Below are 20,835 nucleotides of genomic sequence, written 5' to 3' on the forward strand. Positions count from 1 at the left end.
GGAACCAATATGAAAATCGGCATGATCGGTATCGGTGATATCGCACGCAAAGCATACTTGCCTGTACTAGGAACCCGATCGGATATTGAACTGTCCATTGCCAGCCGCAATCTAGAAGTGGTCGATGAAGTTGGTCGGCAATATCGTATTCGCAACCAATTCTCTACCGTGCAGGAATTGATCTCATCTAACATCGATGCCGCTTTCGTACATACTTCAACGGAATCACATGTAGATATGTTGCGTCAGCTTATCACTGCGGGAATTCATGTATTCGTAGACAAGCCCATCGCCTATACGCTGCATGAATCGGAGGAAATCGTTTCTCTGGCTCAACAGCATAACGTGCAGCTCATGGTCGGATTTAACCGTCGGTTCATGCCGATGTACAAAAGCGCAAAAGAAACCATTCCGGCAATCGAAACTGCCTTCATGCAAAAGAATCGGATCGGCCCCTTGTCGCCAATCCGGCAGACGGTTTTTGATGATTTCATCCACGTGGTAGACACGCTGCTGTACTATGTAGGCGAACCAGAGACGATTACGGTCAACGGCAAGGTCGAGGATGGCTTATTGCGTTACTTAGTCCTTAACTTGGTGGGCAAGAAGACGACCGGGCTCGCAATGATGCACCGACAAACGGGGGTAACGGAAGAACGACTGGAAGTCATGGGATGTCAGCAGAAGATCGTCGTCCATAATTGCGTTCATACGACAACGTATATAAACAACACCGAACAGCAGTCCTCATTCGGGGATTGGACTCCTGTTCTCTATCGCCGCGGGTTTGTTGATATGATCGACCATTTCATCAGCTGTGTGAAAAGCGGAGACGAGTTTCTATCCAGTGGAGCGAAGTCACTGCTGACTCATCGCATCTGTGAAGATATCACGCAACAATTAGAGATATTATGATTCCCCTTTGTACCTGTAGCATCAACTGACGCATGAACTTATATGTTGAGTGACAACAGGGAACCCGTTGGCCCCTTAGGTTAAAAACATACTATACGAAGCAGTAGCAAATCTGGTGTTGAGCCATTTCACATCCACCTTACTCGTGTGTAGTCTCGACAACTACATGTTATGTAAGAGATATGAACATGGCTCTTTTCGCTGCCTTCCTTCCTATTCTTATTCATACTGCAATACATCCATCATTTAGTAGGAATATGACCAGACGCCAGATTCACGTACCTCAAATCAGCTTTGCAAGCCCAACCGCAACTTAAAGGTCACCCAATTTCCAATCCAATAATGGAATTAATACCTATTTATGAACCTGATGTTGAAAAGAATTTATCTAAACTTCTTTGAAAATTGTCCTGTATGGAAATTATGGTAATAAATGGCTTCATTTCAATCGCCGACTGTAATATATTTGGTTATAACTGCCGATAGACGATGTAGATAATGGACAATTCATCCTCCATGGCAGCTCCATCTCTTCTGAACAATAATCGGGGAAATCGAAAGATGGCATACCTTTGTATGCGGGACTAGGGTAGCAGAATGGCTTTAAAAAAGAAAAGATATGAAATGGGGTCATGAGAAGTGAACGCTGTCAAAGTAATCGTCGCCCTGGTCGCAAGTATTGTGGCTGGAGGCGCTTATGCCTGGGTAACTAACCAATGGTCAGATCTTGTCCCGGTATACCCGTTAATTCTAGCTGGATTGCTGTATCTGCTTATGATATGGGTGTCCAAAAAGAAAAGCACCGCTGTCTTGCTCGGTGTCCTGCTCGGCATTGCAGCCATTGCTGCTAATCTGTTCACTGGCATGGAGCTATTGAAAAAAGATCTCCAGACCGATCTGACAGAAGCAGGCATCCTCACTGGTAGCGATGCGGAGATTAAGAGTGCGGTCAATGAATTCCTTGATAAACACTTGATGGAAACGACTGGATACAAAGGCATCGTCGGGTATACCATCAACCTGACGAGTGGCGAGATCACAACCAAGACCGGAAAGACCGTCGGTGATGAGGATGAGTCGTCTCCAGCCGGAGTAGTCTTCCAGGTAGCTAAGTTCGGGATTATACTGCTAGGGCCGGCCATTATGGGCTGGAGAAGAAAAGAAGAAAATCAAGAAGAGATTGCCGGCGCTGAGGTATCCAACAACGCCTAATCGTTCCGACAGCCCTATTGACCAGAGCGTCTATCCAATATAACGCTCTGGCCGATTCCCCTACACCTGAATAAGGTGCGAGACGGCCTTACACATGAGGCGAGATTTGTCATGTCTATCATAGCGAGCTGCCTCGGCAGCGCGGCAGCAATACGTTTAGCGGTGGAGCTATATACTTCACCGCTGCTTCGTATGCCGGTTACACCCATCTCTCCCGATATGTAATTTTGACTTACTCCGTCGTCATCATACTATTCGCTCGCTCCAAAATATCAAATAACGCCTCGTTGAATATCTCCTTTCGTTCAAGCATGGCAATATGCCCCGCATCCGGAATGGAGTAAAATTGCTTGAGCGGTGCTTTAATGGTCGAATAGAATTCCCGTGCCAGCGGATAAGGTGTTTGCCAGTCCCGCTCGCCATGTATATAAAAAACAGGGACTTGGAATGCAGCACCCATCGACGCCAAATCGAACGACTCCATTAAATACTTCCAAATATGACGTTGTCCATCTCCAAATGCCCCAGAGATAAAGAAATAGCGCATATCCTTGAATGTATAAAATGGAGAGCTTAAAGCATTGCCAATCAACTCAATTGTTGGGCCAGCCGCTAACTTATATTTACTTTGAAATTTACGAACCTTTTTAAGCTTCCTAATTATTTCACCATCAAATGTATTTGGAGGGTAGGGCTTCAAACGAAGTAGAGCTCGAACATCGTTTTCGTTGCCCGCTTCTTTTGCCGACTCTAGTACTTTTTCGTAACCGACACGTTCATTATCAATCATATTAACAATCTGCCCGACACCGATATAAGCCTGTACAAGCTCAGGGTATTTTTTAGTGAACAGGCTACCTAGTACCGATCCCCATGAATGTCCCAAAATGATAATCTTCTCTTTGCTGTACTTATTTTTTAAATACTGTACAACCTCATAAGTGTCCTGAACGATACGATCAACCGTGGTTGTCGGCGTGACTTGTTTCGGATCATTGTTGAAATAGGTTTTGCCACAGTTTCTCTGATCCCAATGCACAACTGTAACGTGCTTCTCCCATGGGATCTGAAACTCTTGGGCGAATGGCAATATCGTCTCCCCCGGGCCGCCATGCAAAAATAGAAGTACAGGATTGTCAATGTCCTGGCCTCGATGGTACAAATATTGTGAAATGCCGCCGATCGTTACGAACTCCCTACAATCAATGCCATTGCTCGTGGGAGCAATCCGAATTTGATTTGCCTTCTTCTTTTTCTGATACTGGACAAACAAAACCAAGCAAGCCATTCCTAACATAATAAGCAGTCCACCTAAAATAACGATCCATAATATGATCATAGCTGCCTCCAATAATCGATATAACCTCGCCTCTGCTCAAGCAAACCTTTGCAACCAATCCCCTATGACGGTCTACAGTCTATTAGGAATTCTCTCAACGCCGGACTCCCCCTGCCATATAGTCGGCAATAGAATGGACGAGTATATCCAGGGCCTTCTCTTTCCCCCGCTCACCAAAAGTTATATCTGCCGAACCGATATAATGGAGTGCATTCATTAAATAAGCTAGCACATCCATCTCGCATTCTGATTCATCAATGCCGCAAAGCGATAGTGTCCTGCTAAAATAGTCATTTGATTTCAATGCCTCCCAGTCGGACACCTCATCCGGAAGCTTGCGAAGCAGATACTCGAAATCCGATGGAGACACGTAGTGAACAATACTATCCGCTGCCAGATAAATCTCCTTCAATGCCTTTACAATCTTCTCTTTCACATTTACTTTTTCAGATAGAATGGATTCTACTCTCTCAAACATTCGACTCTCGTTCTGTTTGATAATCGTATAAAGGAGTTCTTCTTTGGAATGGTAGTAGGAATAAAAGGATCCTTTACCGATGTTGGCCGCTGTGGTGATGTCCTCCACCGTCACTCGCTTTATCCCCTTTTTGCGAATCAGCTCGATCCCTTTTGTATACATCGCTTCCCTAACCATTTGTTTTTCATGCTCGGTGACAATCTTAGGCATAATCCCCCTCCTTTTTAATGACTATTAATTTATTATTCGGTCAATAAAACATTAAACTATCTTCCCAATTTTTACAAGGTGTTTACTTTATTTATTTTAAGTTTCTTTGAAAAGTCTCGCGTTATACGCCCAACAAAAAAGAACCCTCGTTAACCGCGGGCTCTTCTATGACTACCAGTCCAAGTACTTCGAGTACTTCGATCGCTCCAGCTCTCTAATTTCCCTAACAGATTGATAACTTTCCCACAATATTTCCATGGTATATTTGGTAAAAACGTTCTACGGGGATGTGTATGTCTCAATTTAAGGGGGATTCGTATGGATGAAGATAAGTTGTGAATATCGTAGAGGTCCATAAACGACTTCGCGAAAGCGGAGTCTACGTCGAACCGCTAAGCGACCAAGGAAGCTGTGGTTTGCAATTCAAATTCAAAGATCCGGACGGAAACAAGTTCAATGTGTGGCAGGATACGGAATAGACTGTCCATAAGGCCGAATTCCCTTTGTGTGGGGTTTCGGCCTTTTCGCTTTTATTTAATGAATACACACGACGCTCGGGTGCCTCATCGTAAAATTATTTCAGTAGCCACCAATGTACCATAACGCCTTCCTCATTTGGGTATTGAATGATTGTCTCGTGTAATTGATTTAAAGCTTCATTTTTAACCCTTCATGAGTCGCTTCAAATCCTATCCGCTCATAAAAGCGAAATGCATCTTCTCGCTTTTTGTCAGTTGTTAGCTGAATAATATGGCATCCTCGCTCTTTAGCGCGTTCAATTGCCCATAGAATTAACTTGCTCCCAATACCTTTCCCTCTTTCTGAAGATGCCGTCCGAACCCCTTCAATCGTAGCTCTCCAACTACCTTGATGTGTAATATGAGGAGTAAAGGTAATTTGTAGAACACCAATAATTTCTTCACCGAGGCACGAAACAATCAGTTCATTGTTTGGGTCTGAATCAATTGCTTCAAACGCTTTTAAATAGCTCTCAGGAAGGGGAATCTCGTATCGTTCTCTTATTCTGCCCAATTCATCGTCGGCAAGCATTTGAACTATTTTATTCAAATCTTTTACTGTAGCAGTTCTAAAGATAACCATAGTACTCACCCCACTTAATGTCGCTGGTACTCCCCTAAATGTTTATTTTCTACAATACGACTAGCGGTAGATTCATCCGTTATCAGCATATTTGTGCATCTCCCTCGTAGAGCTGCTAGGATGCAATCTTGTAGTTGTACAGAACATTTGTAAACGGAAAACAGAACAAGACTGACAGAGGTCCGATCTGGGCGTTCTTCAATATGCGGCAGAAGGTGCTATTCGAAATGGACGAATGTCGAAACAAGCTGAATTTATTTGCCCCAGATCATCCAATAGATATCCTAAAATAGTCTCTATGGTGAACATACCGAGGTGGTGAGAAATAGAACTACTCTGGTTTAACAAAGCTGAAAGACCTCCTCCGCTTGTAAAGAGGATTTTTCTTTACTTTATTTCCACGAATGAGATGAAGTATGAATCAGTTACTGCGCCTCCTTAGCCTTGGTAACGCTTGAGAGGACTTGTGAAGCAATAAAACCGTGGAGGGCGGGGCTGGGTTGGATACAACGCTGTTGTTTGCAGCTTGTTGACGGCTTGTTTGCAAAAATCAAAACTTATCATGAGCTATAATTGATAATTGTCCGCAAGACAAAATCAGCGTTAGGAATCCGATAACCTTACAGTTCATCTTTCGTTTTAAAATAGTGGTAAACCAGACCGTGACTGACCCCGGCTTCAGCAGCGATCATACTCATCTTCGTTCCGATAATCCCCCGCCTGGAAAATACGTTAACGGCTGCTTGAATAATTTGTCCTCTGCGCTCATCGCGTATTTGATGCAACTGCTCTCCACTTAAAGGTGACAATCATCTTCACTCCCTTTTTCAGTTTTGCTTAAGAAGAACTCCTAACTGGCTGTGCCACTTGAATGGCCGAATAACCGTTCTCTGGAGATAGATGGTACAATCTTGGAATCGCCAACATTTGTGACCCCATTATCGTCTGATTCCATTCACGGATCATTTGATGCACGGACTCCGAGCTCTTATAGCCAGACATTAAGAGTACGTCCGCATGAACTGCCGCGTATTTACGGTAAGTGGACGCCAGACGTTGCACTTCCCTATGCTCATTCAGATTTTCAGGTAAAAGGTGCAAAATTCGATTCCAATGCTCCCCGCGTATTCCTATGCGTAAATTACGTTTAGCAAACCATTTGGGTACTCGCGATAAGAATGTTTGGCCCGCTCCCCCCGCTCCCCCGGCGGTCCAGGATATGCACCGTTAAAGAATCTGAACAATGACGTGCGAATGTTTTGAATTCTTCCGAAGTCGTAAGCGCTCCGGGAACTACAATAAGTCCTGGGCCACGGCCAATGCTCTGGTAACCAAGCTTTGTTCCGTCATGCGAAATAACTGTCGAACGAGTAATTGAACCCTTAAGATCCAGCCCCCCCCTTTTGAATGACTTTAATATATTTCTTTGATTGATTGGATCAGTCAATTTCAGAATAAAACAACACCCATTTTTTTTAAATGGACCTTGGGGCAATCCTTCAACAACCACCAGACCCGACTGCTCTGCTGTGACTGGCTCCGGGGTTTCTGGAACGGCTTTCGATGGGTTCTGTTTGCAAGCAGTACCTCGGAAAATCAAAATAGGGCTACAACGGTTTCTTGCCTAAAACCTGTCGCAGCCCCAAAACCTACGTCCGACGCGGCCCCCAGCTCTTACTCCTCCACCGTTGCAATCGGATTGTCCGCGTAAGAACTCCAATCGCTCCAGCTTCCTGCATACAGCTTCGCACCCTTAATTCCCGATTGCCACAAGGACAAGAGGTTCGGGCATGCCGTTACGCCAGATCCGCAATAGACGATGACTTCCTCCGCACCCTGCACGATCGGCTCCCACTGCTCGCGCTGTGCTTGCACAGGCAGCCACTGTCCTACTTCATCGAGGTGATTGCGCCAGAAGTGGTTCACCGCGCCTGGGATATGCCCCGCCTTCGCATCAATAGGTTCAATGCGTCCCGCATAGCGGTCAGCCTCACGAGAGTCAACCATGACGACACCCGGTCTTCCGAGTCGCTCCCGAATATCATCAACATGTAGAACAAGCTCCGGACGAACCTGTGGTTCATAGCTGCGTGTTGCAATTTCAGGGACTTCTGCCGACACAGAGTGTCCCGCTTCCACCCATGCACTGTATCCGCCGTCCATTACATAAACATAGCCTTCATGACCGATATATTGCAGCAGCCACCACAGGCGGCTAGCCATGGCTCCACCTTGATCATCATAAGCAATTATCGTCGTAGTACGGTCAATGCCGCTTGCACCAAGCTTCTGTGCCAATTCGCTAATCTCTGGCAATGGGTGACGTCCGCCATGTACCCCACGTGGTGATGACAGATCCCGATCCAAATCAAAATAAACGGCCCCCGGAAGATGTCCTTCCTCATACGCTGCCTGTCCACGCTCCGGCTCTGTTAGCCAAAACCGGCAGTCCGCTACTGCCGCTTGCCCTTCTTCAATCAGCTTCGCTGCTTCTTCCACAGATACAATTACCGTATACTCCTGCATGTCCCTATACCTCCCGAATCCATTTGTACTTTGCTTATGTAATCCAGCCATTGTCGTTCAAATCGTAAGACACCCGTTTGCCAAACTCTCCTTCCCATGTCACAATGGGAGGAAATCCACGCGATAACGTCTTGTATCGCCGCGAAGGAGGAGAACAGACCAATGAGTTCGCCTCATGATCCATCATCATCACCTAATCATAATCATTCGATGTCCGGCCATCACCATCCTGCACAGCCAGAACCATTATTTCACGTCCACCCCATGACCGAGGAAGAGGCGCAGGATATCTGCACCTGGAAATACGAACCGCCGTATCAGCTATATGGATTCCTTCCGTGGGAACAGATGAAGGCGCTGGGGATTGAGATGGGTGATTCCGACATTCGCCGCAAGCAATATGTATCCGTCAAGAACCGGAACGAGGAACTTATCGGCTTCGCACAGTATTTTCCGCTGGTCGGAGTAACACGCATCGGATTAGGCATGCGCCCTGATCTGCTTGGTCATGGAAAGGGGGCTGCGTTCGTACAAGCCATCGTGAGTGATGCCGCACGCCGTCACCCCGAGGATGAAATCGACCTCGAGGTGCTTACCTGGAACCATCGCGCAATTTGCGCCTATCAAACAGCTGGATTCCTCATTACAGATACGTATGAACGGCCTACGCCAGAAGGAATGGGGGAATTCCACTGCATGGTGTATCAGCCCGAAGCGAATCCAGCAGAGTAGTCTACCTATATGATGCTTGGCTGTTCCATGAGCAATCCTTTACCTATGAACAATAAGAGCTGCCCGGTACGGGCAGCTCTTCGTTTTTTTGCGAAATTTTAGATTAGAGAAATCGTGGCCACCGTATCGCTCTCCACCACAATCTCGATGTTGTGGAACTGGGGATCATACTGTACGCTGCCGCTTCCGATGAACAACAGCCGATCCTCTCCCAGCCCATAGAACACATCATCTGCGAGCGCTTCCAACACTTCTTGGCGTTCTGCTTGTCCAAGCTCAGCCCAGTCTTCTTCGGTCATTTCGAAAAACGTATACCCGTCCGGAATCAGTCCTATTGCGTTCGTCAATTCTTTTAAAATATCTTCATATGGTCTCCCGAATGAAACGCCCATCTACGCTGCCCCTCTCGAATCAACTATGTATTCCGTATTGTAGCATAGAACGTCCGTTCACTCGAATAGCGATTGCACCAGAAACTTAATTATTCCCCCACGAACTGGCTACTGCTTCAATCAGTTCTTCCGCTGTCAGAGCGGTATGCGGAAGCTTCAACTGCTGGCCTAATTAAGTAATACATGGCGTATCCAAGAACGCTTGTCTCGGCAATTCTGCTGCAAGAACACATTCCTCCTCCCCCCAATCAGCAACAGAACAAGGAGCAGACCTATTCGATCTGCTCCTGCCGATACTGATGCATATCTCAATGGCAATCACCTCTCCTTGCTCAAAAAGTCATCACCGTTCACGTTCATATCGTGATCCATTCAGCGGTTCAGCTAAGACTGATTTCTCGCTTGCCATTGTTGAACCGATGCACGCGCAAGCTGGGTCAATGCGACATCCTCCATCGGGGGATTATGGAGTCCGAATCGTACATCGCGGTACATCCGCTGCAGCGGATGATCCAATCGGAGGCTATGTGCACCGACGATTCGCATCGCCTTATCGACAATCGATTGTGCAGCCTGCACGACGAATACCTTGGCAGCCGCAAGGTCGGCAGCTCGCAATTCCGCTCTCTCAGTTCCGCCCGACTCCCATGACTTCGCAACGCTATATAGCAATCTTCTGGCTGCAATCCATTCAAGCTCTATCTCGCCTAAATGCCGTTCCACGTTCGGCGTACTCACAATAGGCTCCGACAACGACGGAGGCGTATACGAGGTAGCGAAGGCAATCGTCTCGTCACGGGCAGCTGTCGCAATGCCCAGGTAGCAAGCTGGGATATGAAGCAAATAAGGGTTCAGCAGCGAACGATCTCGCTGATTATGCTTATATAGGAACGCATCCTTTGATACTCTCACCTGTTCCAGCACAAGATCATGACTTGCTGTTCCCCGCATACCCGCCATATTCCATGTCCATTCAATGGACACACCCGGACTGTCGTGTGGGATAAGCAGTTCAATGACTTCCTCACTGTCCTCAAGTGTTGCCGTCACAATAAACCATTCCAGCAGCGGCGCGAAAGTTGTGAACGTCTTGCGTCCGTCCACCACATAACCACCACCAGGGATTGGCTTGACTGTTGTGCGCGTCTTGCCCCCACGGGAAGGACTGCCTCCCCCCACCTCCATGACGGCGCGATTCAACAGCCCTCCCTCAAGAGCAATGCGGCGGCATACGTCTGCAAAGGTTACCTCCGGCCAAGTTCGGCGCTCTGCCAACTCATGCACAATACTCATATGCCATCCCATGCCAAGCGCTACAGAAGGATTTGCCTGAGCAAGCAGCTCCTGAGCCTTCAGCCATGCGGTAAGCGGCATGGCCTGACCGCCATACTCTTCCGGCACATTCCAAGCTGGATAGCCGATTTCCTTCAGCTTCGCTACATGATGCGCAGGCAGCCCGTGCTTCGCATCCAGCTCTGCTGCATCCTCATGCATATGCTTCACAATTTGTTCCACCTGCAGCAAACCACGCTTTACTTTGCAATCCGGAGCCACCGTCTGCTTCTGGAGATGTTGTTGCTCCGTTTCCACGCCATTTTGTTCATCTCCCCGTTCTCTTAGCGTATGTCCTGCACCTTGTGCCACACTTGTTCCCCCTCCGTCACCTTATCTCTAACTCCCTCATAAACAATTGCCAGCAAAAATCCGTTCCAATACTCGCCGCTCCAATGCTCCAAACTCCTGATCGGTTACCTGTCGCGGTCTTGCGCATGGATTGGCAACATCCAGCGTAATCCTCCCCTGATCAATAAGCACGATACGATCTGCAAGCCGTACAGCCTCATTCACATCATGCGTCACAAGCAGAGTTGTGAACCGCTGGGTTCCCCAGAGGGAAGCAATCAGCTGCTGCATCTCCAGCTTCGTCAACGCATCAAGTGCACTTAGCGGTTCATCGAGCAGCAGCAGCCTTGGCTTCCGTACCAGCGCTCTTGCCAGCGCTACACGCTGCTTCTGCCCACCAGAGAGAGTGCTAGGCCAATCGTTCTGGCGATTGTCGAGTCCGACCTGCTGCAGCGCTTGCTCCGCTCTTCCTTTCCAATCCCCCTGTAAGCCAATTCCAACATTATCGATCACCGTCTTCCACGGAATGAGCCTGCTCTCTTGGAACATCACCGTAGTGCTGCCCTGAATGCCATGGATTGGCTCACCATTAATCAGTAGTTCGCCCTCCGTCACTGTCTCCAACCCTGCCAGGAGACGAAGCAGCGTACTCTTTCCACAGCCACTGCGACCAACAACTGCAACGAACTGCCCCTCCGTAATTGTTACATCGATATGATCAAGAACCTGATGTTCTCCAAAAAATTTACTGACCCCACTAATCCTAATCTCTGCCCCTACTGCAACAGCCTGATCAGGTGCGGTCTCATTCGCTTGGAGCGGCCATCCTGTTTGCGCTAACGGGCGCATGGCTTGATATCCTCCCATTTCTCAAACGCCTCCTTCTCTCCACATTCAAGCATGCTCCACACCTAATGAATCTCATCAGCCTTACTTCCGATACCTACTGCAAGCGGGGCTGCTTCGTTCAACCTCACGTTCGTTGCTCTGCATTCCAACGAAGCGACTTGCGCTCCAACAGCTTCGTAATCACATCGGCTGCTTTGCCGAATGCCGCATACAGCATGATGCTCAGAATAATGATGTCTGTCTGCATGAACTCTCGTGCGTTGAGCGCCAGATAACCTATACCAGCATCCGTAGCTATCGTCTCTGCGACAATTAACGTCAACCACATTACGCCAAGCGCATACCGCAAGCCGACAAATATGGATGGCAGTGCACCGGGCAGTATAATATGCCGAAATAATGAGCCAGATCGCAGCCCATACACTTTCGCCATTTCCACAACGCCTGGATCAACACTGCGAATGCCATGGTACGTATTCACATAAATCGGGAACATGACGCCTAGAGAGACGAGAAAGATCTTAGCCCCTTCATCAATACCGAGCCAAATGATAACGAGTGGGACAAGTGCCAAATGAGGAATATTGCGCAGCATCTGTATCGATGTATCGAATAATCGATAGAAAGCCAAATACCTGCCGCTAAGTACGCCAAATAGAAAACCAATCCCTCCCCCAATAAGGAAGCCTATAAGTGCCCGCTGTAAACTAACACCAATATGATAGGCAAGTGTTCCATTTGAGGTCAGCTCCCATAAGGTATTCAGCACCTTCATGGGTGTAGGCAGCAGCTGCGCCGACACGATCGCTGACGAGGCTGCCCATTGCCAGAGCGCTAGGCATAATAGGGGCAGCAGCCATGGCACAATGGCAGAGGCGAGCTTACTCCCCCATCTCCCTCCACGCCGCTGATCCGCTCCATCCAAGTGGCTCACCCGCTTCGTATCCGCTGTGCCCCGCACATCAGGGGATATTGATCGAACGGTACGTGAAGACTGTTCACGTCTTGTTGAACCCCACTGACCGAGCAGAATCGGTGCCAACAATATTCGTCCCTAAAGGTTCTGTCTTCCGATTGGTCAGACTACCGGGTGGAGCCGTATCTGTCGTGCGCATTGTAATTTCCTCCTCATCACTTGCTGGCAACAGGGCCTTTCACAGCCCACGGTGCATCCAGTGGCATCCGTTCCGCCACCTTGATCGGACTCGGTATCAATCCAATCCGATAATACGTATCCGCCAGCTGCTGCTGTGCGTCGATAATAGCAGAATTGAACAGTTCCACTCCGTACGTGCGGCGCTTAACGGCAAGTTCGATAGCCTCTTTGTCAATTCCCTGTGTTTCCGACAATAGCTTAATCACTTCGTCCTTGTGTGAGTTCGCCCATTCATCAGACACTTGGATCTCCTCAAGAATGGTACGGATTAGTTCAGGCTTCTCCTTGGCAAAGTGTTCATTGGCATAATAGAAAGTACGATTCGGAGAGTAACCTTGGCCATCCGTGAGCGTGAGCGGCTTCAGATCCGTCTGTACTGCTGCAAAAAAGGGATCCCAGGAGCCAAGTGCATCCACCTGCTTCGTCTCAAATACAGCTCGCCCTTCAGAGGCATCCTTGACGTATACGAATTGGACATCCTCCAATTTCAGCCCCGCCCTCTCTATCGCCAGCACTGCCAAGTAGTGATGATTGCCTCCCTTGGCTACTGCGAGCTTCTTCCCCTTCAAGTCGGCAATCGACTTGATTCCTGACTCCGGATGCACCATGATGCCTATCCCTTCAGGATTCGGAAGATCATTGCCTACATACACAAATGGTTTATTGCCCGCTTGAGCGAAGACACCAGAGCCATCCGCTGCATGCCCGAAGTCAATGCTGCCGCTGCTCAATGCCTCAAGCAAGAAGTTCCCTCCTGCAAATACCTTCCACTCGACATCATAGCCATCTGCCTTTAGCCGCTTTTCTAGATTGCCGTTCACCTTGAGTACGTTCAGCGTGTTGCCCTTCTGATAGCCGATGCGAATTACTTGATGAGATTTCCCCTTATCGCCGACAGGACCATTGGCTTCTGATCCATTGCTGCCTGCTGTCCCAGCTCCACCCGAAGCGCATCCTGCCAGTATCGCCATCAGGCAGAACCATGAAATAAGAAATTGAATTCCTCGTAAGCGAGGGTGCCCATTCGCATGATATTCAGATGACTTCACTTCAATCTCCATAATGAAGTTATCCAATGCATATAATTGGTTTTTAGTCATCGTAAGTCCCCATTTCACAATGAAATTCAGCAAGCAACAGTTCCCTCTCGACGAATATCACTTCAATGATGTTTGAATGAACAGGCTGTATCATGAACCACACACCATCTCTTCCCCGCTATACCGAGCGCTCGCTATGGTAGACTACCTCCTTCCACCCCCAATAACCATATATCCGATTAACTTACTAAGTATTTAGAAGACATTTTATTCCTCGCGCCTCTTTCCTGTCAATCCTATTTTTCCTCAATCATTTGAACTAGAGATATATCGTTTCATTAAATAAAATGGCCTCTTTTGCCGATAAAAAGAATATTGCATCTTTTTTTCACGTATTTCGGCTCACGCTGTCGAATACGCACGCAGGAAGCACCATTATACTCATGGATGAGGTGTGTATGGAATTATGGAAAAATCTACGATCATTGGTCTCGTGCTCGGCCTTGCTGCCGTCACGCTAGGGATGTACTTTAAGGGCGCGCCTATCTCCAATCTCGCCAACCCAGCAGCCATTATGATTATTTTCGTTGGTACTGCGGGCTCCCTGTTCATTGCCTTTCCGATGAAGGAACTGAAGAAATTTCCGAAGCTAATCGGCCTTCTCTTCAAGAAGCAAGATTTAGTTGACCGTGTCGAATTGATCTCGCTCTTCATGGAGTGGGCGTCGATTACACGTCGCGAAGGCTTGCTTGCCTTGGAAACGCGCATTGACGAAATTGAAGACGAATTCCTCCGCAACGGAATGCGGATGATTATTGATGGTAATGATCAGGACTTCGTTCGTGACGTACTCATGGAAGACATTCACGCAACTGAGGAAAGACACCATTCTGGCGCTCTTATTTTCTCCCAAGCCGGCATGTATGCTCCAACGCTGGGGGTATTAGGTGCCGTTATCGGTCTGATTGCTGCCTTATCGCAAATGTCTGAGATGGAACATCTGGCAAAAGCGATTGCTGCGGCCTTCGTTGCTACTCTGATGGGTATTTTCTCTGGTTATGTGCTGTGGCATCCAATTGCCAATAAGCTGAAGCGCTTGTCGCACAGCGAAATTGAAATCCGTCTCATGATGGTTGAAGGGCTCTTGTCCATCCAATCGGGTGTATCCACGATTGCAATTAATCAGAAGCTCTCTGTCTTCTTGACTCCACAAGAGCGTTCTCTTATGAGTACTAAGGAGGGGGCAAGCGTTGAGTAAGAAACTGCGTACCCCGCCGAAGGAAGAGCATACCGATGAGACATGGCTCATTCCTTATGCCGATATATTGACACTGCTGCTCGCCCTTTTCATTGTGTTGTACGCCATGCAAGCCGTTGACGCGAAGAAGTTTGAGCAAATGAGCCAAGCCTTCAGCGCAGCGCTGAACTCTGGCGGTGGGGGGGCTGGAATCTTAAATGAGTCAGCAGTCATTCGATCAGATGGATCAAAATCCAGCATGGTCGATGCGACGCCTAATAATTACACGAAATCTCGCAATCGTGAACGAGATGAGTATATGCTGCATGCCAAGCAGGAGCAGCAGCAGCTTGAACAGCTTCAGAACAAGATGAACCAGTATATCGCCAACAATGGCTTAACGGATCAGCTGAACACGAAGCTCAATCACTCTGAATTGAAGATTACGATCAAAGACAGCGCACTCTTCGATTCCGGTAAAGCGGACTTAAAACCAGATTCCAAACAGCTGGCGGCTACTGTCGGCGACATGATGAAGCAGTATCAAGGCTTCTCCGTCGTCATTAGTGGGCATACAGACAATCGCCCTATCCGCAACAGCCGGTTCGATTCCAACTGGGACTTGAGCTCGGCACGGGCACTCAGCTTCATGAAGGTTGTTCTTGAGCGTTCTGGAATCGATCCAAAGCAATTCCAGGCAGTTGGGATGGGTGAATACCACCCTGTAGCCGACAATGATAGTGCCGAAGGTCAAGCGAAGAATCGCCGTGTAGAGGTATCTATTCTTCGCAAGTATACAGACAAAAATAATGCTGCTGCAAACGCAAATGAACTTACCGATCAAAACTGATCGGTGGAAGATAGGATAACGCAGGCTGCAAATAGGGGTGCCCTGATCTAGACGTAAATGTCACTGATCAAGGCACCCCTTACTATTATAATCCTTATGAGGAGATTGCGGTTAGTGCTGGCTGTGACGCAGCATCATCTCCGCCACCTGCGTCCTCCATCCCAATGGCGGGTAGCGAGATGGTTACTTCTGTTCCACAGTTCTGCTCACTTGCAATGTCTATCAACCCCCGGTGATTGTGAATAATTCGTTGACTCACCATCAGTCCAAGACCTGTTCCGCATTCCTTGCTCGTGAAGAATGGATCACCTAGCTGCGACAAGTGCTCCGCTGGTATACCGATGCCATGATCCCGAATCACCACGACGACCTGCCCCTTGTACCGCGATTGCACAGCAATTTCGACCATGCCGCCTTCCGGCATTGCTTCCATTGCATTCTTCATCACATTGATGAATACCTGCTTCAACTGGTTCTCTTCACAGTTCACTAAGGGCACGAACTCATCGAACGGGGTTGCAAAATACACATTATTCAACTTCGCTTGACTGTCCAATAAAGCGACGACGTCCGTAACAATTCGGCGTACATCTTTCGGCTGAAACTGAATTGCCTGTGGCTTAGCCAATACGAGAAACTCGCTTACAATTAAGTTGATGCGCTCCAGCTCCGCCAGCATCATATCCATGTGATTGTCATTCAGAGCTCTTGTACGCTGCTGCAGCTGTAAGAATCCCTTCAACGTCGTTAGTGGATTGCGAATCTCATGCGCAACACCTGCCGCCAATTGACCGACCGTCGTCAGCTTCTCAGAACGTCGCAACAGCTCTTCCATCCGCTTGCGGCTGGTCATATCTCGCGTAATGCTTGCCCAAGCAATGCAATCCCCGCCCTCGTTGTACATTGGTGAGGTACTGACACTAACATCCAGGATTCGCCCGTCCTTCGTTAGACGCGTCGTCTCCCAGTTGCTCACATATTCGCCATGACGCTGTGCTTCATGAATTTGGTGCTCTTCATCCACCTTGTCCTCTGGAATATTGCATAGCTGCTTGCCTAGCACCTCTTCCGAGGTCCAGCCAAACATATCAACGAACGCTTGGTTCACTCGCTCAATTTGTCCCTTCAGATCTGTCACATGAATAGCATCATTCGATTGGTTAATGAATGATTCCAGATGCTCTTTCATGGCGCGGTTCTCCAGATACGACATGCGCAGCCGCTCTGTTGAAGCATCCAAATTCCGCGCCATCGTATTAATTCGCTGAGCCAGTATTCCAAGCTCATCCTTACGATCAATATTCAATTGCGTATTGAAATGGCCTACCGAAATCATATTGATTTTGTTCAGTATCGATTGAAGTGGACGTATCAATATGCCGGACAGCATATAGCTTCCGATAAGAACAATCTCCAATAGCACAATGCCTACCGCGACATTGCGCATCAACTGGTCATGGAGTGCCTCTACGACCGCTCTTGCATCCATGGATATGTTCAATACATAGGAAGTCGCCCCGATGATTGGAATGAACCCTTTAATGATGGTTCTACTGCCAAAATCACTTTCATAGAACAGAGGCTTTCTCCGCTCCAGCGCATTTCGAATATATTCTTCATCACGCTCATGATTCAAGGTGTATTCACCGTATAAGACACGGCTCTTGCTCTCGTCAACCACCTGTACACCATCGCTGCGAACTTTGAATGTGGGTTCATCTTTAAAATTGTTAATATTAAGAGCTGCGATTTCCACAATATTGGATTGAGCACTCAATGTCTGCTCAATTAAGATATTCGGCTTTGTCAGTTCGAAGAAGGTTTCAACCTTATCATCGCGAATAAACGGATTAATTATATAATCCCGCTTGCCATCGTAATAATATCCCCATTTATCAAGATGTTCAGGGTTGGATGAAGACACATCAAACGGACCTGACCAAAAATACTTGCGCTTCTGCCCTTCCGCAATCCATACTTGCTTATCCTCAAATAATTGAATGAAAGCTTGATACCAATACCCCCACTGTCTCGTCGACATGCCGATTTCTTTCGGATCAGAGGATCGATTAATCGTGATATCGTCACCGTTCGGCGTCTTGTGCAAGAGGGAAATGTGGGATATTCCAATATCAGCGCTTATTTGCTGCAGTTGCTCGTTCGTTATGCTATCAATTCGAGGCGGGAGCTTATCCGCAGCATACATAGACGCAATGTGCAGCTTCTCTGCCAACTGCTCTTCGAATGAATTCGCCGCCATGCGGGATTGCTGTACGGACACGTTGATCTGCTGAGCAATCGCATTCATTCGCTGCTGAATTTCCTCAACAAGCTTATCCTTGGTTATGTTGTAAGTGAGGATCATATGAAGCAGAAGGACGACAAACACGATACAAGCTATAGAAATAGATAATTTCGCTTTGATGGAAAGTCTCATGCTTCACCTCTATCAGGCCTATCCATCAGTATCAGAGTAAACATACGGAGATAATGTCGGATATCCTGACAAATGTTGGATTTCGTTGGAGTATCTCTTCGAATCATATCGTAATATAGGGCGATTTGTCCATTGTTTTGGCGATTATTGTGGGAAGAAGGTATAATAATATCGATTAAGTTCGGACCCCTGCTTCATGTGTATAACATATGGTTATCAACAGGTTATGCACATAATGTGAACAGTTTTGGATAAGATGTGTATAATACTGTGTACATCCATATAGTTATCCACAATTTTATACACACACTGTTAACAACGAATATTTGTTCGATGAATAACGACTAGACTTTTACACATATTTGCGTCTAATACAAGATCGCTGGATACCATAGAGGCAGGGATACGAGAAAGGAAGCTGAAGTTGGAAATACAATCGATTGAACCTGAACAAATCAGCCAGCACGAATACTGGATGCGTAGGGCCATTGAAGAGGCCCTCAAGGCCGAGGCAATTGGAGAGGTTCCCATTGGCGCTATTGTCGTCCATCAGAATGAGATTATTGGACGCGGCTACAATTTGCGAGAGACATCGCTTGACTCTACTGCACATGCCGAGATGATCGCGATTCGAGAGGCGAGTGAGCATCTTCAAGCTTGGCGGCTGCTTGATTGCACTTTATATGTTACTTTGGAGCCTTGCCCGATGTGTGCCGGGGCAATCGTTCAATCCCGAGTGCCTACCGTTGTATACGGCACGACCGACCCGAAGGCAGGCTGCGCAGGCACACTGATGAACCTGCTTCAAGAGCCCCGCTTCAACCATCGTGCAGAAGTCATTGAGGGCGTGCTGCAAGAAGAATGTGCATCAATGTTAACGCAATTCTTCCGCCGTCTGCGCGGCAAAGCTTAATCAATACGCATAAAGAAGCCGCAGAATCAACGAAGTTGAGCAATGCGGCTTCACTGCTTCCGTTCTAGAATGAAATCTGCACGGTTGATAAAGCTCCTATTGCTCACGATTATAAGTCCTTTCTAACAAATTCTATTTGTTGTCACTCTCTCCTTTACAATTCAATCACTCTCCTCATAGACCAATCGAATATGCTCCATTAATTCAGACAAGGATACGTTCAGTGCCTTAGCGTCCTTCACCGCTTCTTCGATCATCATCTCCATCTGATGCAGACGCTGCTCACGTATCAGCTGTGGATTTGCGCCCGAGATGAAGGATCCCTTGCCAACCATGCTGTCAATAAACCCTTCCCTCTCCAGTTCCTCATAAGCACGCTTCGTTGTAATGACACTAATTTGCAAATCCTTAGCCAGTTGTCGTATAGAAGGGAGCGCATCTCCAGGCTTAAAATCACCACTGAATATACCCGTTCGTATTTGTCTTGCAATCTGCTCGTATATCGGCTCGTCAGTCGATGATTCGATACGAATGTGAATCATTGTGGCCACACACCTTATATATTGTATATGTAAACCATATACATTACAGAATGAAGCGTCAAGTCATGTCTTGCCCATAATAGATCCCATTTGCATACCTCCTCCGCTTCTTCTAACTATTCCGCGCATAACAAAAGACCGCCACTCTCTAGGAGCGGCGGTCTTGCAAATGACTATATCTTAATATCCACCGAACATTTGCTGCAATTGTTCCATTGTCAGAACATCGGTTGGTACAGGCTTGAATTCAACCTTCTCGTTGATCTTGCTCAACTCAGTCGTAACGCGAGCGGCAACCTTCGATTTCACACCATCGTCGCCAGTCACATCCAAGTTAGCTACAATTACTTGATATGCAGGATATTGATCTTTGTTGATCGCAGTAGTGACGCTCAGTTCGTTAATCTTCAGCGACTTTTTCATTTCTTCGATATCCTTTTTCAGTTCGCTGTCATCTGTTTTCATTTCTTGCTTCATTTTCTCAACTTGGTCTTTTTCCAATTTAAACAGCTTGCTGTACTCTTCCTTACCCATTACATCTGCTAGTGCAGGCAATGCCTCTTTAACAAGGGTTGTAACGAATTGCTCCAAGTTCTCATTGGTAACATTGAACTTCACAATTTGCTTTGCATCTACATTTTCAGGAAGACCAGCGTCTTTTTTCTCTACTGTAGAGAAATACATTTTCTCATCGAACTTGCCGAGGAATACTTTGAACATATCATTCGAGAGGTTCTGCATTGCCTTCATATCCTTCGCGGAAGGAAGCTCTTGGCCGGATTGCTCTGCCATTTTCTTTAAATCGATCTCAATTGTTTTGCCGATCAACTCATCTGGAATTTGGCCAGCCAACATCGGAATATTCGGGATTTTTACCCACATTTTATTTTCATCCATAGTCAATGGGAGAGAAAATTTCATTTCCATATCGCCTTTAAGGCTGATTTCGAGATTCGCTTCCATCTTCATAGGCTCTTGTTGAACTACACCATTTACACTAAGCTCAGCATTTTTCAGCATGTTCAAGACCATCTGTGCATTTGGATCCATTGCTCCACCATTATCCATTTGAAGATCTTCAAGCTTAATCGATGTATTGAATGCATAGGACTTCATATCGAAGGACTTGCCTAGAGAACCTTCAATTAATTCCTTCGGACTAGACTTGGCTCCACAACCCGTAATAATTAGTGCTAAAGCAAATATGAGTGCTAATGCCCCTTTTAAACCTCTCTTCAATCTCTTCAACCCCTATTCATCATAATAAGTGAGCTAAAATTACC

The 20,835-nt window shown here is 47.1% G+C and carries 20 protein-coding genes and 1 pseudogene; 7 read left to right on the forward strand and 14 right to left on the reverse strand.

Annotated features, from left to right (window positions below):
• The first annotated feature begins 9 nt into the window (after positions 1-9).
• Positions 10-915: a Gfo/Idh/MocA family protein gene (locus tag BBG47_RS15975; protein ID WP_065292514.1), complete on the forward strand. Its 906-nt coding sequence runs from the start codon at positions 10-12 to the stop codon at positions 913-915.
• A gap of 639 nt (positions 916-1,554) precedes the next feature.
• Positions 1,555-2,127 (forward strand): hypothetical protein, encoded by a 573-nt coding sequence (locus BBG47_RS15980; protein ID WP_065292515.1) that lies wholly within the window; start codon positions 1,555-1,557, stop codon positions 2,125-2,127.
• Between the two features lie 232 nt (positions 2,128-2,359).
• Here the strand turns inward: BBG47_RS15980 and BBG47_RS15985 are convergent, their stop codons facing one another.
• Positions 2,360-3,466 (reverse strand): alpha/beta fold hydrolase, encoded by a 1,107-nt coding sequence (locus BBG47_RS15985; RefSeq protein ID WP_083189348.1) that lies wholly within the window; start codon positions 3,464-3,466, stop codon positions 2,360-2,362.
• Positions 3,467-3,560: 94 nt separating this feature from the next.
• Complete coding sequence (locus BBG47_RS15990; protein ID WP_065292516.1) at positions 3,561-4,154, reverse strand: TetR/AcrR family transcriptional regulator; 594 nt, start codon at positions 4,152-4,154, stop codon at positions 3,561-3,563.
• 335 nt (positions 4,155-4,489) lie between these two features.
• On the opposite strand from BBG47_RS15990, the gene BBG47_RS29010 reads away from it, so the two are divergent.
• The gene (locus BBG47_RS29010; RefSeq protein ID WP_254659836.1) at positions 4,490-4,633 is read left to right on the forward strand and encodes a VOC family protein; all 144 of its coding nucleotides are present in this window, start codon (positions 4,490-4,492) and stop codon (positions 4,631-4,633) included.
• Positions 4,634-4,802: 169 nt separating this feature from the next.
• Here the strand turns inward: BBG47_RS29010 and BBG47_RS15995 are convergent, their stop codons facing one another.
• The 4 genes and pseudogenes from BBG47_RS15995 to BBG47_RS16005 form a co-directional block, all read right to left on the reverse strand.
• A complete protein-coding gene (locus BBG47_RS15995) occupies positions 4,803-5,255 on the reverse strand; it encodes a GNAT family N-acetyltransferase (protein WP_065292517.1) in 453 nt (150 codons plus the stop codon).
• A gap of 623 nt (positions 5,256-5,878) precedes the next feature.
• Positions 5,879-6,064, reverse strand: a pseudogene (locus tag BBG47_RS16000) (TetR/AcrR family transcriptional regulator); the annotation flags it as partial.
• A gap of 28 nt (positions 6,065-6,092) precedes the next feature.
• Positions 6,093-6,317: a hypothetical protein gene (locus BBG47_RS29475; protein WP_139070709.1), complete on the reverse strand. Its 225-nt coding sequence runs from the start codon at positions 6,315-6,317 to the stop codon at positions 6,093-6,095.
• 612 nt (positions 6,318-6,929) lie between these two features.
• On the reverse strand, positions 6,930-7,781 hold the full coding sequence (locus BBG47_RS16005; protein ID WP_065292519.1) for a sulfurtransferase: 852 nt from the start codon (positions 7,779-7,781) through the stop codon (positions 6,930-6,932).
• A 210-nt stretch (positions 7,782-7,991) separates the two neighbouring features.
• Here BBG47_RS16005 and BBG47_RS16010 point away from each other — a divergent pair, with 210 nt between their 5' ends.
• Positions 7,992-8,513 carry a GNAT family N-acetyltransferase gene (locus tag BBG47_RS16010; RefSeq protein WP_065292529.1) on the forward strand — a complete coding sequence of 174 codons (522 nt, stop codon included), beginning with the start codon at positions 7,992-7,994 and terminating at the stop codon, positions 8,511-8,513.
• 98 nt (positions 8,514-8,611) lie between these two features.
• On the opposite strand, the gene BBG47_RS16015 is transcribed toward BBG47_RS16010, so the two are convergent.
• From BBG47_RS16015 to BBG47_RS16035, 5 genes are all read right to left on the reverse strand, one after another.
• A complete protein-coding gene (locus tag BBG47_RS16015; protein WP_021253487.1) occupies positions 8,612-8,905 on the reverse strand; it encodes a hypothetical protein in 294 nt (97 codons plus the stop codon).
• A gap of 384 nt (positions 8,906-9,289) precedes the next feature.
• A complete protein-coding gene (locus BBG47_RS16020; protein ID WP_065292520.1) occupies positions 9,290-10,549 on the reverse strand; it encodes an acyl-CoA dehydrogenase family protein in 1,260 nt (419 codons plus the stop codon).
• A 36-nt stretch (positions 10,550-10,585) separates the two neighbouring features.
• Positions 10,586-11,395 carry an ATP-binding cassette domain-containing protein gene (locus BBG47_RS16025; RefSeq protein ID WP_065292521.1) on the reverse strand — a complete coding sequence of 270 codons (810 nt, stop codon included), beginning with the start codon at positions 11,393-11,395 and terminating at the stop codon, positions 10,586-10,588.
• A gap of 106 nt (positions 11,396-11,501) precedes the next feature.
• Positions 11,502-12,302: an ABC transporter permease subunit gene (locus BBG47_RS16030; RefSeq protein WP_094183173.1), complete on the reverse strand. Its 801-nt coding sequence runs from the start codon at positions 12,300-12,302 to the stop codon at positions 11,502-11,504.
• Between the two features lie 206 nt (positions 12,303-12,508).
• Complete coding sequence (locus BBG47_RS16035; RefSeq protein ID WP_083189351.1) at positions 12,509-13,633, reverse strand: sulfonate ABC transporter substrate-binding protein; 1,125 nt, start codon at positions 13,631-13,633, stop codon at positions 12,509-12,511.
• 406 nt (positions 13,634-14,039) lie between these two features.
• Between BBG47_RS16035 and motA the strand changes: the two genes are divergently transcribed.
• Complete coding sequence (motA, locus tag BBG47_RS16040) at positions 14,040-14,831, forward strand: flagellar motor stator protein MotA (RefSeq protein WP_021253492.1); 792 nt, start codon at positions 14,040-14,042, stop codon at positions 14,829-14,831.
• Entirely contained in the window at positions 14,824-15,660 is an 837-nt protein-coding gene (locus BBG47_RS16045) for a flagellar motor protein MotB (RefSeq protein WP_065292522.1), read from the forward strand. Before motA ends, BBG47_RS16045 begins: the two co-directional genes overlap by 8 nt.
• A 94-nt stretch (positions 15,661-15,754) precedes the next feature.
• On the opposite strand, the gene BBG47_RS16050 is transcribed toward BBG47_RS16045, so the two are convergent.
• Positions 15,755-18,097, reverse strand: a complete 2,343-nt coding sequence (locus tag BBG47_RS16050) for a PAS domain S-box protein (RefSeq protein ID WP_065292523.1) — start codon at positions 18,095-18,097, stop codon at positions 15,755-15,757.
• A 424-nt stretch (positions 18,098-18,521) separates the two neighbouring features.
• On the opposite strand from BBG47_RS16050, the gene tadA reads away from it, so the two are divergent.
• Positions 18,522-19,010 carry a tRNA adenosine(34) deaminase TadA gene (gene tadA / locus BBG47_RS16055; protein WP_072731789.1) on the forward strand — a complete coding sequence of 163 codons (489 nt, stop codon included), beginning with the start codon at positions 18,522-18,524 and terminating at the stop codon, positions 19,008-19,010.
• 161 nt (positions 19,011-19,171) lie between these two features.
• Here the strand turns inward: tadA and BBG47_RS16060 are convergent, their stop codons facing one another.
• Positions 19,172-19,549, reverse strand: a complete 378-nt coding sequence (locus BBG47_RS16060) for a GntR family transcriptional regulator (RefSeq protein ID WP_028532406.1) — start codon at positions 19,547-19,549, stop codon at positions 19,172-19,174.
• A 183-nt stretch (positions 19,550-19,732) separates the two neighbouring features.
• Positions 19,733-20,791 (reverse strand): hypothetical protein, encoded by a 1,059-nt coding sequence (locus BBG47_RS16065; protein ID WP_065292524.1) that lies wholly within the window; start codon positions 20,789-20,791, stop codon positions 19,733-19,735.
• Positions 20,792-20,835: the final 44 nt, after the last annotated feature.

The organism is Paenibacillus sp. KS1 (assembly GCF_001680695.1).
Taxonomy (GTDB): Bacteria; Bacillota; Bacilli; order Paenibacillales; family Paenibacillaceae; genus Paenibacillus_B; species Paenibacillus_B suaedae.

Bases quoted from the DNA above. Each gene is read 5' to 3' on its own strand.
- BBG47_RS16015 (WP_021253487.1), bottom strand. From the start codon at position 8,905: ATGGGCGTTTCATTCGGGAGACCATATGAAGATATTTTAAAAGAATTG.
- BBG47_RS15985 (WP_083189348.1), bottom strand. From the start codon at position 3,466: ATGATCATATTATGGATCGTTATTTTAGGTGGACTGCTTATTATGTTA.
- BBG47_RS16005 (WP_065292519.1), bottom strand. From the start codon at position 7,781: ATGCAGGAGTATACGGTAATTGTATCTGTGGAAGAAGCAGCGAAGCTG.
- BBG47_RS15990 (WP_065292516.1), bottom strand. From the start codon at position 4,154: ATGCCTAAGATTGTCACCGAGCATGAAAAACAAATGGTTAGGGAAGCG.
- BBG47_RS16025 (WP_065292521.1), bottom strand. From the start codon at position 11,395: ATGGGAGGATATCAAGCCATGCGCCCGTTAGCGCAAACAGGATGGCCG.
- BBG47_RS16050 (WP_065292523.1), bottom strand. From the start codon at position 18,097: ATGAGACTTTCCATCAAAGCGAAATTATCTATTTCTATAGCTTGTATC.
- BBG47_RS16010 (WP_065292529.1), top strand. From the start codon at position 7,992: ATGTCCGGCCATCACCATCCTGCACAGCCAGAACCATTATTTCACGTC.
- BBG47_RS16035 (WP_083189351.1), bottom strand. From the start codon at position 13,633: ATGACTAAAAACCAATTATATGCATTGGATAACTTCATTATGGAGATT.
- BBG47_RS15975 (WP_065292514.1), top strand. From the start codon at position 10: ATGAAAATCGGCATGATCGGTATCGGTGATATCGCACGCAAAGCATAC.
- BBG47_RS15995 (WP_065292517.1), bottom strand. From the start codon at position 5,255: ATGGTTATCTTTAGAACTGCTACAGTAAAAGATTTGAATAAAATAGTT.
- motA (WP_021253492.1), top strand. From the start codon at position 14,040: ATGGAAAAATCTACGATCATTGGTCTCGTGCTCGGCCTTGCTGCCGTC.